The organism is Kitasatospora sp. NPDC058032 (assembly GCF_042885845.1).
Lineage (GTDB): Bacteria > Actinomycetota > Actinomycetes > Streptomycetales > Streptomycetaceae > Kitasatospora.
Genome location: NZ_JBHVRK010000003.1, coordinates 163,710 through 177,208 on the forward strand (window position 1 = coordinate 163,710; position 13,499 = coordinate 177,208).

Consider the following 13,499-nt stretch of genomic DNA (forward strand, 5'->3'; position numbering starts at 1 on the left):
GGCGACCGGCCCGCGGTCGACGACCTCTGAAGGGAATGAGCCATGGCAGATTTCTCCCGACTCCCCGGCCCCAACGCGGACCTCTGGGACTGGCAGCTCTCCGCGGCCTGCCGCGGGGTGGACAGCTCGCTCTTCTTCCACCCCGAGGGGGAGCGCGGCGCGGCCCGCAGCTCGCGCGAGGCGAGCGCCAAGGAGGTCTGCATGCGCTGCCCGGTGCGCACCGAGTGCGCCGCGCACGCGCTGGCGGTGCGCGAGCCGTACGGCGTCTGGGGAGGCCTGACCGAGGACGAGCGCGAGGAGATGATGGGCCGCTCGCGCAACCGGCTGGTGGAGGTGCCGCTCGCCGCGCCGAGTGCGGCCCAGCAGTAGAAACGCCAGGCTCCGCCCGACCGGGAAGAAACGTTACTTCCCGAAGTGACACCTGTTCGGGGCCCGCCCGGTCGACCCGGGCCCGGCACACCGGCGGGTCAGCGCCCCGCCGTCGCCCCCGCCGCCGCCCCCGCCAGCCGCTCCAGCATCAGCGCCACCGCCGGCACCTCCGCGAGGTCCGGCAGGGTCAGCGCGACCACCTGCCGCACCGCCGGCGCCCCCGAGACGGCGTGCACCGCCACCGGCACCACCCCGTCCGGCCGCACCGACTCCAGCGCCAGCCCGGGCAGCACCGCCACCCCGAGTCCGGCCGCCACCAGCCCGACCACCGCCGGGTAGTCGTCGGTCGCGAAGTCGATCCGCGGCTCGAAGCCGGCGCCCGCGCACAGCTCCACCAGGTGCCCCCGGCACTGCGGGCAGCCGGCGATCCACTGCTCCCCCGCCAGTTCGGCCAGCCCCACCGGCCCGCCGCGCCCGGCCAGCCGGTGCCCCGCGGGCAGCAGCCCGACCAGCGGGTCGTCCAGCAGCGGGGTGACCACCAGATCGGACCAGTCGGCCCCGGCGCTCAGCTGCTGGGCCTCCAGATTGGCCTCGGCGCGCGCCTCCCGGGGCGTTCCGTGCGCGGGCGCGGGCGCCGGCGCGAGAGTGGATCCGGGGGCCTGCGGGTAGCGGAAGGCGAGCGCGACCTCGCACTCACCGCCGCGCAGCATCGCCAGCGACTCCGGCGGCTCCGCCTCGACCAGCGACACGCGCACGCCCGGATGGCTGTCCCGCAGCCGGGCGACGGCGGGCGGCACCAGGGTCGAGCTGGCGGTCGGGAAGGACACCAGCCGGACCCGTCCGGCCCGCAGCCCGGCGATCGCGGCGACCTCCTCCTCCGCGGCGGAGAGCCCGGCGAGGATCCCGGTGGCATGCTTGAGCAGGACCCGCCCGGCCTCGCTCAGCTGCATCCCGCGGCCCGAGCGGACCACCAGCGGGGTGTCCACGGACTTCTCCAGGGCCTTCATCTGCTGGCTGATGGCGGGCTGGGTGCAGCCCAGCTCGCGGGCCGCGGCGGAGAAGGAGCCGGTGCGGGCTACGGCACGCAGGACGCGCAGGTGGCGGGCCTCGATCATGCCACCAAGATATAAGAGATTCTTTGCATTACGCAAAATTCAACTGATAGTTGAAGGCTGAAACAGCCTTGAACGGCCGCAGGCCCGGCCCGCCACCCCTCTCGGGGCGCGGACCGGGCCTGCGTCAGTGGCTGCGCTCAGCGGCTGCGGCCTCGGTGGCTACGGCCTCAGTGCGAGTGGCCGTGACCGCCGTGCGAGTGACCGTTGTCGGCCTCCTCCTCCTTCTTCTCCACCACGAGGGTCTCGGTGGTGAGCAGCAGGGAGGCGATCGAGGCGGCGTTCTCCAGGGCGGAGCGGGTGACCTTGACCGGGTCGATGACGCCGGCCTTGACCAGGTCGCCGTACTCGCCGGTGGCGGCGTTGTAGCCCTGGCCCTGCTCCAGCTCGGAGACCTTGGAGGTGATGACGTAGCCCTCCAGGCCGGCGTTCTGGGCGATCCAGCGCAGCGGCTCGTGCAGCGCCTTGCGGACGACCGCGACACCGGTGGCCTCGTCGCCGGACAGGCCCAGGCCGTCGTTCAGCACCTTGGCGGCGTGGACCAGGGAGGCGCCACCACCGGCGACGATGCCCTCCTCGACCGCGGCGCGGGTCGCCGAGATGGCGTCCTCCAGGCGGTGCTTGCGCTCCTTGAGCTCCACCTCGGTGGCGGCACCGACGCGGATGACGCAGACGCCGCCGGCCAGCTTGGCCAGGCGCTCCTGCAGCTTCTCGCGGTCCCAGTCGGAGTCGGTGTTGGCGATCTCGCCCTTGATCTGGGCGACGCGGCCGGCCACGGCCTCGCTCTCGCCGGCACCGTCGACGACGATCGTCTCGTCCTTGGTGACGGTCACGCGGCGGGCCGAGCCCAGCACGTCCAGACCGGCCTGGTCGAGCTTGAGGCCGACCTCCTCGGAGATCACGGTGCCGCCGGTCAGGACGGCCAGGTCGCCGAGGATCGCCTTGCGGCGGTCGCCGAAGCCCGGGGCCTTGACGGCCACCGCGTTGAAGGTGCCGCGGATCTTGTTCACCACGAGGGTGGACAGCGCCTCGCCGTCGACGTCCTCGGCGATGATCAGCAGCGGGCGGGACGAGCCGCCCTGCAGGATCTTCTCCAGCAGCGGCAGCAGCTCCTGGATGGAGGAGATCTTGCCCTGGTTGATCAGGATGTACGGGTCCTCCAGGACCGCCTCCTGCCGCTCCGCGTCGGTGACGAAGTACGGCGACAGGTAGCCCTTGTCGAACTGCATGCCTTCGGTGAAGTCCAGCTCCACGCCGAAGGTGTTCGACTCCTCGACGGTGATGACACCGTCCTTGCCGACCTTGTCGATCGCCTCGGCGATCAGCTCGCCGACCTGGGCGTCCTGGGCGGACAGGGTGGCGACGGCGGCGACGTCGTCCTTGCCCTCGATCTCACGGGCGACCGACAGCAGGTGCTCGGAGACGGCGGCGACGGCCTTGTCGATGCCCTTCTTCAGGGCGGCCGGGCCGGCGCCGGCGGCGACGTTGCGCAGGCCCTCGTTGACCAGGGCCTGGGCCAGCACGGTGGCGGTGGTGGTGCCGTCACCCGCGACGTCGTTGGTCTTGGTGGCGACCTCCTTGACGAGCTGCGCGCCAAGGTTCTCGTACGGGTCGTCGAGCTCGACCTCACGGGCGATGGTGACGCCGTCGTTGGTGATGGTCGGGGCGCCGAACTTCTTGTCGATGACGACGTTGCGGCCCTTGGGGCCGATGGTCACCTTGACGGTGTCGGCCAGCTTGTTGACACCGCGCTCCAGCGAGCGGCGGGCGTCCTCGTCGAACTGCAGGATCTTCGCCATGTTCCCTATTCCCTCGGGGGTGCGGCCTTCGCGGCGGCCGCTCGACTACGTGAACCAACAGCCACGCCCCGGTCCCCTGTCACTAGGGACACGGATCCGGGGCGTGGCTGGACGTCTTACTTCTCGATGATGGCGAGAACGTCGCGGGCGGAGAGCACCAGGTACTCCTCGCCCTGGTACTTCACCTCGGTGCCGCCGTACTTCGAGTACAGGACGATGTCACCGACGGCGACGTCGAGCGGCAGACGCTGGCCATCCTCGAAGCGGCCCGGGCCGACGGCCAGGACGACGCCCTCCTGGGGCTTCTCCTTGGCGGTGTCCGGGATAACCAGGCCGGAGGCCGTGGTGGTCTCGGCGTCGAGCGGCTGGACCACGATGCGGTCCTCGAGCGGCTTGATGGCAACCTTGCTGCTGGTGGTCACGTCCGAGCTCCCCTTCGGAGATTACGGGGTTTTCTAACGGGTAGGGGCGAACTCGCGCATCTGCCGTCGCGGGGGTCAGACACGCACTGTCGCGTTAGCACTCCCCCGGTGGGGAGTGCTAGTGATGACCATAGGCGGCGGTTAGCACTCAGTCAACCAGAGTGCCAACGACGCGCCCGGCGGTCCCGCGATCCGGATGAGTGACCGATGAGTAGCCGTACGCATGTGCGGGGGCGGCCCCGGCCCGCACACTCGGTCCATGACCACGGCACCGATCGCCACCCGGCCTCCCCGGTGGAAAGACCTGCTGTTCGCGGTGATCCTCCTGCCGCTGTTCCTCGCCCTGCCGTCCGCGGTCCTCCAGGTGACGTCGGCGTTCGTCCGGAGCGTGGCCCCGCACTTCTCCGCGGCCCGCTCGACCGCCTTGCTGGTGGTGGCCGGGCTGCTCGTGCTCGCCTCGGCCGGCCTGGTCGCCCGGTTCTCCTGGCGCGCCGGCCACCCGGTCGTCGCGGTCGCCGCCGTGCTGTCCCGGTTCGTCTGCCCGGCGGTCCTCCTGGTCGCCTTCAGCCAGGTCTGACCGGCGAGAATGGCGGGGTGGAGAACGACGACCTGCGGCCCCTGCTGACCGACCGGGGCCAGGCCCTGCTCGCCGAACTGCGCGACTTCGCGCCCGGGGAGGAGCTGGCGCTGGCCACCCGGCTGCGCAAGGAGCACCCCGCCGAGCTGGTCTCGGCCGCCTTCGGGCAGGCCCGGCTGCGGCAGCGGGCCCGGGCCAAGTTCGGCGCCGACGCCGACCTCATGTACTTCACGCCCAACGGCGTCGAGCAGTCCACCCGGCGCGAGGTCGCCGAGTGGCGGGCGCGCCGCTTCGCGGACCTCGGGGTGAAGCGGCTGGCCGACCTGTGCTGCGGGATCGGCGGCGACGTGCTGGCGCTGGCCCGGGCCGGTGTCGAGGTGCTCGCCGTCGACAAGGACCCGGCCGCCTGCGCCGCCACCGCCGCCAACGCGGCCGCGCTGGGCCTGGCCGACCGGGTCGAGGTGCGCTGCGCGGACGTCGCCGACGTCGACGTCACCGGCTTCGACGCGGTCTTCACCGACCCGGCCCGGCGCACCTCGCGCGGCCGGGTCTTCGACCCCGAGGCGTACGCGCCGCCGCTGTCCTGGGCGATCGAGGCCGGCCGGCGCACCCCGGTCGGGGCGCTCAAGGTGGCCCCCGGCATCCCGCACGAGGCGGTGCCGGCCGACGCGGAGGCCGAGTGGGTCTCCGACCACGGCGACGTCAAGGAGGCGGTGCTCTGGTTCGGCACCCGCGCCGAGCGCCCGCACCGCGCCACCCTGCTGCCGCAGCGGGTCAGCCTCACCGGCGGCGACCTGCCCGACCCGCCGGCCGGCCCGGTCGGCCGCTACCTCTACGAGCCGGACGGCGCGGTGATCCGGGCCCACCTGGTCGCGGAGGTGGCGCAGCGGGTGAACGGGCGGCTGATCGACCCGAAGATCGCCTACGTCACCTCGGACGAGCTGGTCGACACCCCGTACGCGCACGGCTTCGAGCTGACCGACGTGCTGCCGTTCCACATCAAGAAGCTCAAGGCGCTGCTGCGCGAGCGGGGCGTCGGCACCGTGGTGATCAAGAAGCGCGGCATGGCGATCACCCCGGAGGAGCTGCGCCGCCAGCTGAAGCCCGCCGGCCCGAACGAGGTCACGGTGATCCTCAGCCGCACCGACCACGGCCCGCTGATGATGCTCGGCCGGCCGGTGACCGGCCCGGCCGCGGCCGTTCAGCCGGCCGGCGCCGCGACGTAGTCCTCGAGACGGGCCACCGCGAAGCCCTGCTCCTGGATCCGGGCCAGCAGCTCCCCGAACATCTGCGTCATCGTCTCGCCCTTGAGGTCCTTCGGGCCCCGGAAGTGGGCGAGCACGATGTCGCCGGGCCGCAGCTTCTTGTCCGCCGCCTGGTACTGCATGTCGTGGATCTGCATCGACTCCCGCCACAGCACGATCGCCCGCGGCCCGCACTGCTGCACCGCGGTGTTGAGCGTCGGCGTGTTGGCGCCGTCGCCGTAGGGCGGGCGGAACAGCAGCGGCGGGGTGCCGTACTGCTGGGTGAGCGCGGCCTGGGCCTCGCAGACCTCGGACTTCTGCTTCTCCGGCGTCACCTTGCTCAGCTGCGCGTGGTCCACGGTGTGGTTGTGCACGTGGTTGCCGAGCGCCTGGAGCCGCTTGAAGTAGCCGTAGTCGTCCTTGACGATGTCGCGGGTCAGGAACATCGAGACCGGCACCTTGAGGTCGGTCAGCATCTCGACGAACTTCGGGTCCTTCTCGGCGCCGTCGTCGATGGTGACGAAGACGACCTTGTCGGTGGTCCGCACCTCGCTGAACACCGGGACCTGGCCGGTTCGCTGGAGCTTCACCGGCTTGTCGGCGGGGGCCGGGGGCGCGGGCGGCAGCGGGGTCAGGTGCCACTTCGCCCAGGCGGCGGCGTCCCCCTCGGCCGGGGCGGGGGAAGCGCTCGGCGGCGGGGTGGCCGCGCCCTGCTGCGGCGCGGCGGACCCGGCCGGGGCGGTGGTGCCGCCCGGCGCCACCAGCGCGGCGGACGCGGCGCCGCTGTCGCCCCCGCCCGAACACCCGGTGGCGGTGGCCAGCAGGGCCATGGCCCCCACCGCGTACACCGTCGTCCTGCTCCACCCGTGCCTGTTCACCGCGCCGTGCTCCCCGCTCCCGTTCAGCGATCCCACTCGCTAGCACGGTAACGCCACGGCGTTCGGTTCCCGATCGGACGTGCGAACGGGGGCCGGGATCAGCAGTGCACGGCCTACTCCACGTGCTCACTGGTGAAGGACCAGCGGTGCACCGGGCGGCCCAGCAGGCCGGCGGGCGGCTCGGCCACCGGCACCGGCTCGCCGGACCACCAGGTGATCAGCAGCACGCGCTCGCCGGGGGCGGCGAACAGCTCGGCGCGCTGCAGCCCGGCGCGACCGCGCAGCGCGGGCAGCGCGCTCTCGCGGACCCAGGCGGAGAGCTCGGCGCCGCGTCCGTCGGCGGCCCGGGCCTCCCACATCGCGGCGGTGGTGCTCACGCCTGCCCGCCCAGGGCCTGATAGGCCTGGCCGTGGAAGTCCGTGTGCGGGACGTGAACCTCGGTGACGGGCAGCGAGGAGTCCGCCGACAGGTCGAAGGAGGACGGCGCGCGGTCCCGCCAGACCATCTCGGAGCCCAGCGCGGCGACCATCGCGCCGTTGTCGGTGCACAGGCCCGGGCGGGGCACCCGCAGCCGGATGCCGGCCTTGTCGCAGCGCTGCTGGGCCATCTCGCGCAGCCGCGAGTTGGCCGCGACGCCGCCGCCGATCATCAGGTGGTCGACGCCGTTGTCCTTGCAGGCCCTGACCGCCTTGCGGGTCAGCACGTCGGTGACCGCCTCCTGGAAGGACGCCGCGACGTCGGCGACCGGAACCTCCTCGCCGGCCCGGCGCCGGGCCTCCACCCAGCGGGCGACGGCGGTCTTCAGGCCGGAGAAGGAGAAGTCGTACTCCGGGTCCCTGGGGCCGGTCAGTCCGCGCGGGAAGGCGATCGCCTTCCGGTCGCCCTCGCGGGCGGTGCGGTCCACCACCGGGCCGCCGGGGAAGCCGAGCCCGAGCACCCGGGCCACCTTGTCGAAGGCCTCGCCGGCCGCGTCGTCGATGGTCGCGCCGAGCGGGCGAACATCGCTGGTGATGTCCTCGCTGAGCAGCAGCGAGGAGTGCCCGCCGGAGACCAGCAGGGCCATCGTCGGGGAGGGCAGGCGGCCGTGCTCCAGCTGATCCACGCAGATGTGCGAGGCGAGGTGGTTGACGCCGTACAGCGGCTTGTCCAGGGCCCACGCGTACGCCTTGGCGGCGCTCACGCCGACCAGCAGCGCGCCGGCCAGGCCCGGGCCCGCGGTGACGGCGATGCCGTCCAGGTCGCTCGCCTTGACGCCCGCGGTGTCCAGGGCGCGCTGGATGGTGGGGACCATCGCCTCCAGGTGCGCGCGGCTGGCGATCTCGGGGACGACGCCGCCGAACCGGGCGTGGTCGTTGACGCTGGAGGCCACCGCGTCGGCGAGCAGGGTGGTGCCGCGCACGATGCCGACGCCGGTCTCGTCGCAGGAGGTCTCGATGCCGAGGACGAGCGGTTCGTCAGCCATGGGGGGTGTCCTTCTTCACGTCCGGTCGCGGGTGGTCCGCGGGTTCGTCGAGGTCTTCGGGGCCGGCGGCGCCGTCGACGGCGGCCGCGAGGTCGAGGCGCATCACCAGCGCGTCGACGTTGGCGGGCTGGTAGTAGCCGCGCCGGATGCCGACCGGCTCGAAACCCGAGCGCTCGTAGAGCCGCTGCGCCCGGGTGTTGTCCACCCGCACCTCCAGCAGCAGGTCCGCGCAGCCGCGCCGGGCGGCCTCCCGGACCAGGTCGGTGAGCAGCGCCGCGCCGAGGCCGGCGCCCTGGTGGCGGCCGTCGACGGCGATGGTCTGCACGTCGCCCTCCTCGGCCACCGCCATCAGCCCGGCGTAGCCGACGATCGTGCCGTCCGGGGCCTCGGCGACGGTGTAGTGGCGGGTGCCGCCGGGGCGGGCCTCGGCCAGCTCGGACCAGAACATGCCGGCGGACCAGGCGTCCTCGGGGAACAGCTCCAGCTCCAGCGCCAGCACCGGGGCGATGTCCCACCAGCGCATCGGGCGCAGCGTGGCGACGGGGGCGGCGGTGCGCACGGCCCCGTCGGTGCTCGGGCCGGTCACGCCGGGAGCACCGCCTTGTAGCCGGCCGGCACCTGGGCGTCCGGGCGGCGCAGGTAGAGCGGGGCGTTGGGCAGCAGGGCCCGGCCGGCGGCCAGCTCGGCGGCGGCGAACTCGGCGAGCGCGCCGGCCGAGACGTGCTCGGGGCCGTGCGCACCGGGGAAGGCGTCCGGGTAGAGCAGCGCGCCGGCGCCGACCGAGCGCGCGGGCGGCGTCAGCTCGCCGGGGCGGTCCACCGACGGGCCCTCGGTCCGGCGGCCCTCGGCGTCGTAGGAGGCCCAGTAGACCTCCTTGCGGCGGGCGTCGGTGGCCACCGTGAACGGCTCGCCGGCCAGGCCCTGCGCGCGGGCCCGGTGGGCGATGGCGTCCAGGGTGCAGACGCCGTGCACCGGCAGGCCCAGGGCGTGCCCCAGCGCGGCGGCGGTCACCAGGCCGACCCGCAGGCCGGTGTACGGGCCCGGGCCGACGCCCACGGCGATGTCGGTCAGCCGGTGCTTGTCGACACCGGCCGCCCGCAGCACCTGGTCGATCGCGGGCAGCAGGAGTTCGCCGTGGCGCCTGGCGTCGACCTGGTCGGTCTCGGCGAGGACGGCCGAACCGTCGTGGACGGCGGCGGTGACGGCGGGGGTAGCGGTGTCGAACGCGAGCAGCAGCACGGGTCAAGGTTAGACCGGTCGGGCGGTGACCCGTCGGTCCCCGGCCCCGGCCCGCTGCCAGGGGCGTGCGCCGCACCGGCGGGAGTGCGTCCGGCGGGAGTGCGCCGCACGATCGAAAACCCGCTGCACGGCGGAACACACGTCCGACGCGATGCGGACCGGACGGACGGACCTGGCACGATGGGGCCGACGGTTTTGGGACGGCGGTGGGAGCACACGTGGCGAAGATGGGTCCTGGAGTGGTGGTCACGGGGCTGACCCTGGGGGCCCTGGCGGTGGTGAGCCTGCTGGCCTTCCAGGCCAACGGCGCGCAGGACCGCGCGGTCGCCGCCAATCCCGGCACGAGCACCACCGCGGCGTCCAGCGGGCCGGCCGCCTCGGCCACCCCGAGCGCCACCCCGACGCCGACCGTCCCGGCGCTGCCCACCGCGGGCACCGGCACCGGTCTGCGGGTCGTCTACTCGGTCGGCACGCACTACGTCTGGCTGATCGACCCGAAGAAGACCCCGCAGGTGGTCGCCGCGTTCCCGGTCACCCCGGGCACGGTCGAGCCGGCCCCCGGCAGCTACCCGGTCTACAGCCGCACCCAGTCCGGCACGGGCACCGACGGCAAGGCGATCGAGCACGTGGTGCGGTTCGCCCAGCAGAACGGCGTGGTGTTCGGCTTCAGCGCGGCCGTCGACGGCGCCACCGGCACGCCGGCCGCCGCCCCGACGACCTCCGCGTCCGGGACGCCCTCCTCGATCGGGGCCGGCACCGGCGGTACGAGCAGCGCGAGCGGCAAGACCGGCGGCATCCGCAGCAGCCGGGCCGACGGCCAGCTGCTGTGGGACTTCGCGCCGAAGGACACCAAGGTGGTCGTGATCGCCTGACCCGGACGGGGCCGGACAGGACCTACCCGGCGCTGGAGGTGCGCGGCGCCGGACTACGCGGCGCGGCGGGTCTCGTGCGCGCCGCCGTCCGCCGGCGGCTCCTCGGCCCGCGGTTCCTCCGCCGGACGGCGTCCGGGCGGGGTGGAGACCGCTTCCGCCGCCGCGCAGGCGGCCAGCAGGGCCCGCATCGGCTCCCCCGCGGCACGGCGGTCGGGCCCCTCGGCCCCGGTCCCGCGCGGTGCGCGCTCCGGGGCGGGCGTGGTGCTCGGCATGGCGCCTCCTAGTTAGGCAGACCTAACCTCAAAACCCATCCCACCACGCCCGGGACCCCGACCGCAACATCTTCCCGACAGTCTGTCGGCAAACCGTGACGGGGGCGGACGGCGAGGTCAGGCCAGCACGGACAGGTCGACGCCGTCCCAGCGGGGGCCGATCCCGGTCAGCTCCACCCGGCGCGGGTCCAGGTCGTCGCCCGCCGCCTCGTCGCCGACGGCCCGCTCGATCCGGACCTCCAGGCGGTCCTCCGACAGCCGCTCGACCTTGCCCTCGCCCCACTCGACCACCACCACCGACTCGGGCAGCGAGACGTCCAGGTCGAGGTCCTCCATCTCGTCGAGGTCCCCGCCCAGCCGGTACGCGTCGACGTGCACCAGCGCCGGGCCGCCGCTCAGCGACGGGTGCACCCGGGCGATCACGAAGGTCGGCGAGGTGACGGCGCCGCGCACCCCGAGCCCCTCGCCGAGGCCGCGGGTCAGCGTGGTCTTCCCCGCCCCCAGCTCGCCGGAGAGCAGCACCAGGTCCCCCGGCCGCAGCAGCGCGGCCAGCTCCCGGCCGAGCCGGCCCATCCGGTCGGGGGTGGCGGCGGTGAGAGTGGCGTGCGAGCCCATGCGCGAATCAAGCCCTTCGGTCCGTACGGCGGCGCACCGGCTCTCGGGCGCCCCCGCTACCGTGCCACATCCCCGGTGCCGCCCGCGCCGGGCGTCCGCAGGGCCCGGAGGCACCCGGCCCGGTCCGGGCCGGGCCGGGTGCCTCCGGGCTCGCTACACGGGCCGGCCGACCGGCGGCGCCGGCGGGGCGGCGCCGCGGAAGCGGGCGGCCCGCTCGAACAGCGCGGCCAGCCGGCGGCCGACCACGTCGGGCCGCTCCAGCATCACCAGGTGCCCGGCGTCCTCGACCAGGGCCAGCTCGGCGCCCGGCAGTTGTTCGGCCATCACCTCGCCGTGGCCCGGCGGGGTCATCAGATCCTTGGTGCCGGTCAGCACCAGGACGGGCATGCCGCGCAGGGCGGCGAGCGCCTCGGTCTTGTCGTGCGCGGAGAACACCGGGTAGAACTCGGCCACCACGTCGATCGGGGTGGCGTCCAGCATCTGCTCGGCGAACCGGGCCACACCCGGGTCGACGTCCTTCCCGCCGAAGGAGAACCGCCGGTAGAGGACGGCGCTGACGTCCGCACCCAGCCGGCGGGTCGCCTCCACCAGGTCCACCTGACGGCCGAGCAGCCTCATCATGCCCGGCGCGACCCGGCGGAACAGCTTGGCGCCCGCCTGCGGCAGACCGAAGGTGACGGCGTCCCAGTTCCCGGCCAGGGTGCCGATCAGCGCCACGCCGGCGACCCGCTCGCGGAACAGCTCGGGGTGCTGGTCGGCCAGCGCCATCACCGTCATGCCGCCCATCGAGTGGCCGACCAGGACCAGCGGGCCGGTCGGCGCGACGGCGTCGATCACGGCCTTGAGGTCGCCGCCCAGCTGGTCGATGCTGGCGGGCTCGCCGGCCAGGTAGGAGCGGGAGCGCTCGGAGCGGCCGTGGCTGCGCTGGTCCCAGAAGACCAGGCGCAGGCTGTCGCGGAAGGCGGCGCGCTGGAAGTGCCAGCTGTCCTGGTTGAGGCAGTAGCCGTGGCAGAAGACCACGGTCAGCGGCTCGGGCGACCCGTCCGGCTCGACGGTGCCGTCCAGCTCGACGTACAGCTCGGTGCCGTCGGCGGCGGCCACCGTGCGGGGGCGACCGCGCAGCGAACCGTACGGGGCCTTGGCGTCCAGTTCGGCACGGGCCCGGCGGCGCATCGTCCGGCCGACCGTCAGCCGCTCGATCGCCACGCCCGCGGCGGCGCCGGCCGCGAGCACGCCGACCGAGATGCCGATCAGCCCGGCCCGGCTCACCCCGGTGGCCGCCTCGGCCGCCTTGACGGCGCGGGCCACGCCGCTGACCGCCTCGACCGGGTCGGCGCCGGCCTGCTCGCTCATCCGCGCAGGTCCTCGTCCAGGCCGCCGACGTAGCGGCGCGGCACCCGGGAGCCGATCCGGGTCACGATCTCGTAGGAGATGGTGCCGCAGGCGCGGCCCCAGTCCTCGGCGGTCGGCTCGCCGCGCTCGCCGTTGCCGAAGAGCAGCACCTCGTCGCCGATCGGCGGGGTGTCGCCGCCGAGGTCGACGACGAACTGGTCCATCGCCACCCGGCCGGCCACGGTGCGCCACTTGCCGTCGATCTGCACCGGGGCGATGCCGCTGGCGTGCCGGGGGATGCCGTCGCCGTAGCCGAGCGGGACCAGGCCCAGCGTGGTCGGGCCGGGCGTGGTGTAGTGGTGGCCGTAGCTGACGCCGTGTCCGCCGGGGACGTGCTTGACCAGGGCCAGCCGGGCGGTCAGCGACATCACCGGGCGCAGGCCGAAGTCGGCCGGCGAGCCGACGTCCGGGACCGGCGAGAGCCCGTACATCGCGAGGCCCGTGCGGACCATGTCGAAGTGCGACTGCGGGAGCAGCAGGGCGGCCGGAGAGTTGGCCAGGTGCCGCACCTCGGGGCGCAGGCCGGCCGCCTCGGCGGTGGCCAGGGCGGCGCGGTAGGCGTCCAGCTGGGCCTGGATGGAGGGGTGGCCGGGCTCGTCGGCGGCGGCGAAGTGCGACCAGACGCCGACCACGGTCAGCAGGCCGTCCAGCTCGGCCCGGCGGGCGGCGGCGACCAGCTCGGGCCAGTCGTGCGGCTGGCAGCCGTTGCGGCCGAGGCCCGTGTCGGCCTTGAGGTGGACCCGGGCCGGGATACCGGTGGCGCGGACGGCGGCGAGCAGTTCGGTGAGCGCCCACTGGCCGCTCACCGAGACGTCGAGGTCGGCGAAGAGGGCCTCGCGCCACGGGCCGCCCGGCGTCCACAGCCAGCAGAGGATGCGGGCCTGGTCCGGCCGGACGCCGGCGGCGCGCAGCGCGAGCGCCTCGTCGGGCGTCGCGGTGCCCAGCCAGCGGACCCCTGCGGCGACCGCTTCCCGGGCGCACCGGACGGCGCCGTGCCCGTAGGCGTCCGCCTTGACCGCGACCATCACGGCGGCCCCGCCGATCCGCTCGCGCAGCGCGTCGAGGTTGCCGCGCAGGGCGGCGAGATCGATGGTCGCCTCGGCTCGCGCGCCTTCGGTGAGAGTGGCCGTACCGGTCGTCTTCGCAGTTGTCATCAGGGTCAGTCTCCCAGACATCCCGGGGTCCTCGCCGAACGGCCCTCGGCACGCCGCCCCGGCGCAACCCGCCATCCGGTCCGGACGCGCAC

16 protein-coding genes are annotated in these 13,499 nt (G+C 74.4%); 4 read left to right on the forward strand and 12 right to left on the reverse strand.

Features of this window, described 5'->3' with window-relative positions:
• The first annotated feature begins 42 nt into the window (after nucleotides 1-42).
• Nucleotides 43-369 (forward strand): WhiB family transcriptional regulator, encoded by a 327-nt coding sequence (locus ACFVUH_RS06135; RefSeq protein ID WP_355358454.1) that lies wholly within the window; start codon nucleotides 43-45, stop codon nucleotides 367-369.
• 98 nt (nucleotides 370-467) lie between these two features.
• Here the strand turns inward: ACFVUH_RS06135 and ACFVUH_RS06140 are convergent, their stop codons facing one another.
• The 3 genes from ACFVUH_RS06140 to groES all read right to left on the reverse strand — a co-directional run bounded on the left by ACFVUH_RS06140 (nucleotide 468) and on the right by groES (nucleotide 3,702).
• Entirely contained in the window at nucleotides 468-1,484 is a 1,017-nt protein-coding gene (locus tag ACFVUH_RS06140) for a LysR family transcriptional regulator (RefSeq protein WP_380681574.1), read from the reverse strand.
• Between the two features lie 167 nt (nucleotides 1,485-1,651).
• On the reverse strand, nucleotides 1,652-3,280 hold the full coding sequence (groL, locus tag ACFVUH_RS06145; RefSeq protein ID WP_355358448.1) for a chaperonin GroEL: 1,629 nt from the start codon (nucleotides 3,278-3,280) through the stop codon (nucleotides 1,652-1,654).
• A gap of 116 nt (nucleotides 3,281-3,396) precedes the next feature.
• On the reverse strand, nucleotides 3,397-3,702 hold the full coding sequence (gene groES, locus ACFVUH_RS06150; protein WP_014136232.1) for a co-chaperone GroES: 306 nt from the start codon (nucleotides 3,700-3,702) through the stop codon (nucleotides 3,397-3,399).
• A gap of 259 nt (nucleotides 3,703-3,961) precedes the next feature.
• Between groES and ACFVUH_RS06155 the strand changes: the two genes are divergently transcribed.
• Both ACFVUH_RS06155 and ACFVUH_RS06160 read left to right on the forward strand, forming a co-directional pair.
• Nucleotides 3,962-4,279: a hypothetical protein gene (locus tag ACFVUH_RS06155; protein WP_387911511.1), complete on the forward strand. Its 318-nt coding sequence runs from the start codon at nucleotides 3,962-3,964 to the stop codon at nucleotides 4,277-4,279.
• A gap of 17 nt (nucleotides 4,280-4,296) precedes the next feature.
• Complete coding sequence (locus ACFVUH_RS06160) at nucleotides 4,297-5,505, forward strand: methyltransferase domain-containing protein (RefSeq protein WP_387911513.1); 1,209 nt, start codon at nucleotides 4,297-4,299, stop codon at nucleotides 5,503-5,505.
• On the opposite strand, the gene ACFVUH_RS06165 is transcribed toward ACFVUH_RS06160, so the two are convergent.
• The 5 genes from ACFVUH_RS06165 to tsaB all read right to left on the reverse strand — a co-directional run bounded on the left by ACFVUH_RS06165 (nucleotide 5,481) and on the right by tsaB (nucleotide 9,102).
• A complete protein-coding gene (locus ACFVUH_RS06165) occupies nucleotides 5,481-6,401 on the reverse strand; it encodes a polysaccharide deacetylase family protein (RefSeq protein WP_387911515.1) in 921 nt (306 codons plus the stop codon). The genes ACFVUH_RS06160 and ACFVUH_RS06165 overlap by 25 nt on opposite strands.
• 113 nt (nucleotides 6,402-6,514) lie before the next feature.
• Nucleotides 6,515-6,778, reverse strand: coding sequence for a hypothetical protein (locus tag ACFVUH_RS06170; protein ID WP_387911517.1), 264 nt, complete (start codon nucleotides 6,776-6,778; stop codon nucleotides 6,515-6,517).
• Nucleotides 6,775-7,863 carry a tRNA (adenosine(37)-N6)-threonylcarbamoyltransferase complex transferase subunit TsaD gene (gene tsaD, locus ACFVUH_RS06175; protein ID WP_387911518.1) on the reverse strand — a complete coding sequence of 363 codons (1,089 nt, stop codon included), beginning with the start codon at nucleotides 7,861-7,863 and terminating at the stop codon, nucleotides 6,775-6,777. Before tsaD ends, ACFVUH_RS06170 begins: the two co-directional genes overlap by 4 nt.
• A complete protein-coding gene (gene rimI / locus ACFVUH_RS06180; RefSeq protein ID WP_387911816.1) occupies nucleotides 7,856-8,386 on the reverse strand; it encodes a ribosomal protein S18-alanine N-acetyltransferase in 531 nt (176 codons plus the stop codon). The genes tsaD and rimI overlap by 8 nt, the downstream gene beginning before the upstream one ends.
• A gap of 59 nt (nucleotides 8,387-8,445) precedes the next feature.
• A complete protein-coding gene (gene tsaB, locus ACFVUH_RS06185) occupies nucleotides 8,446-9,102 on the reverse strand; it encodes a tRNA (adenosine(37)-N6)-threonylcarbamoyltransferase complex dimerization subunit type 1 TsaB (RefSeq protein ID WP_355358433.1) in 657 nt (218 codons plus the stop codon).
• Nucleotides 9,103-9,329: 227 nt separating this feature from the next.
• On the opposite strand from tsaB, the gene ACFVUH_RS06190 reads away from it, so the two are divergent.
• A complete protein-coding gene (locus tag ACFVUH_RS06190) occupies nucleotides 9,330-9,974 on the forward strand; it encodes a hypothetical protein (protein WP_355358924.1) in 645 nt (214 codons plus the stop codon).
• A gap of 53 nt (nucleotides 9,975-10,027) precedes the next feature.
• On the opposite strand, the gene ACFVUH_RS06195 is transcribed toward ACFVUH_RS06190, so the two are convergent.
• The 4 genes from ACFVUH_RS06195 to alr all read right to left on the reverse strand — a co-directional run bounded on the left by ACFVUH_RS06195 (nucleotide 10,028) and on the right by alr (nucleotide 13,407).
• Nucleotides 10,028-10,246: a hypothetical protein gene (locus ACFVUH_RS06195; protein ID WP_387911520.1), complete on the reverse strand. Its 219-nt coding sequence runs from the start codon at nucleotides 10,244-10,246 to the stop codon at nucleotides 10,028-10,030.
• A gap of 117 nt (nucleotides 10,247-10,363) precedes the next feature.
• The gene (gene tsaE, locus ACFVUH_RS06200; RefSeq protein ID WP_387911522.1) at nucleotides 10,364-10,861 is read right to left on the reverse strand and encodes a tRNA (adenosine(37)-N6)-threonylcarbamoyltransferase complex ATPase subunit type 1 TsaE; all 498 of its coding nucleotides are present in this window, start codon (nucleotides 10,859-10,861) and stop codon (nucleotides 10,364-10,366) included.
• 153 nt (nucleotides 10,862-11,014) lie between these two features.
• The gene (locus ACFVUH_RS06205) at nucleotides 11,015-12,214 is read right to left on the reverse strand and encodes an alpha/beta fold hydrolase (RefSeq protein ID WP_387911524.1); all 1,200 of its coding nucleotides are present in this window, start codon (nucleotides 12,212-12,214) and stop codon (nucleotides 11,015-11,017) included.
• Complete coding sequence (gene alr, locus ACFVUH_RS06210) at nucleotides 12,211-13,407, reverse strand: alanine racemase (RefSeq protein WP_355358421.1); 1,197 nt, start codon at nucleotides 13,405-13,407, stop codon at nucleotides 12,211-12,213. The genes ACFVUH_RS06205 and alr overlap by 4 nt, the downstream gene beginning before the upstream one ends.
• Nucleotides 13,408-13,499: the final 92 nt, after the last annotated feature.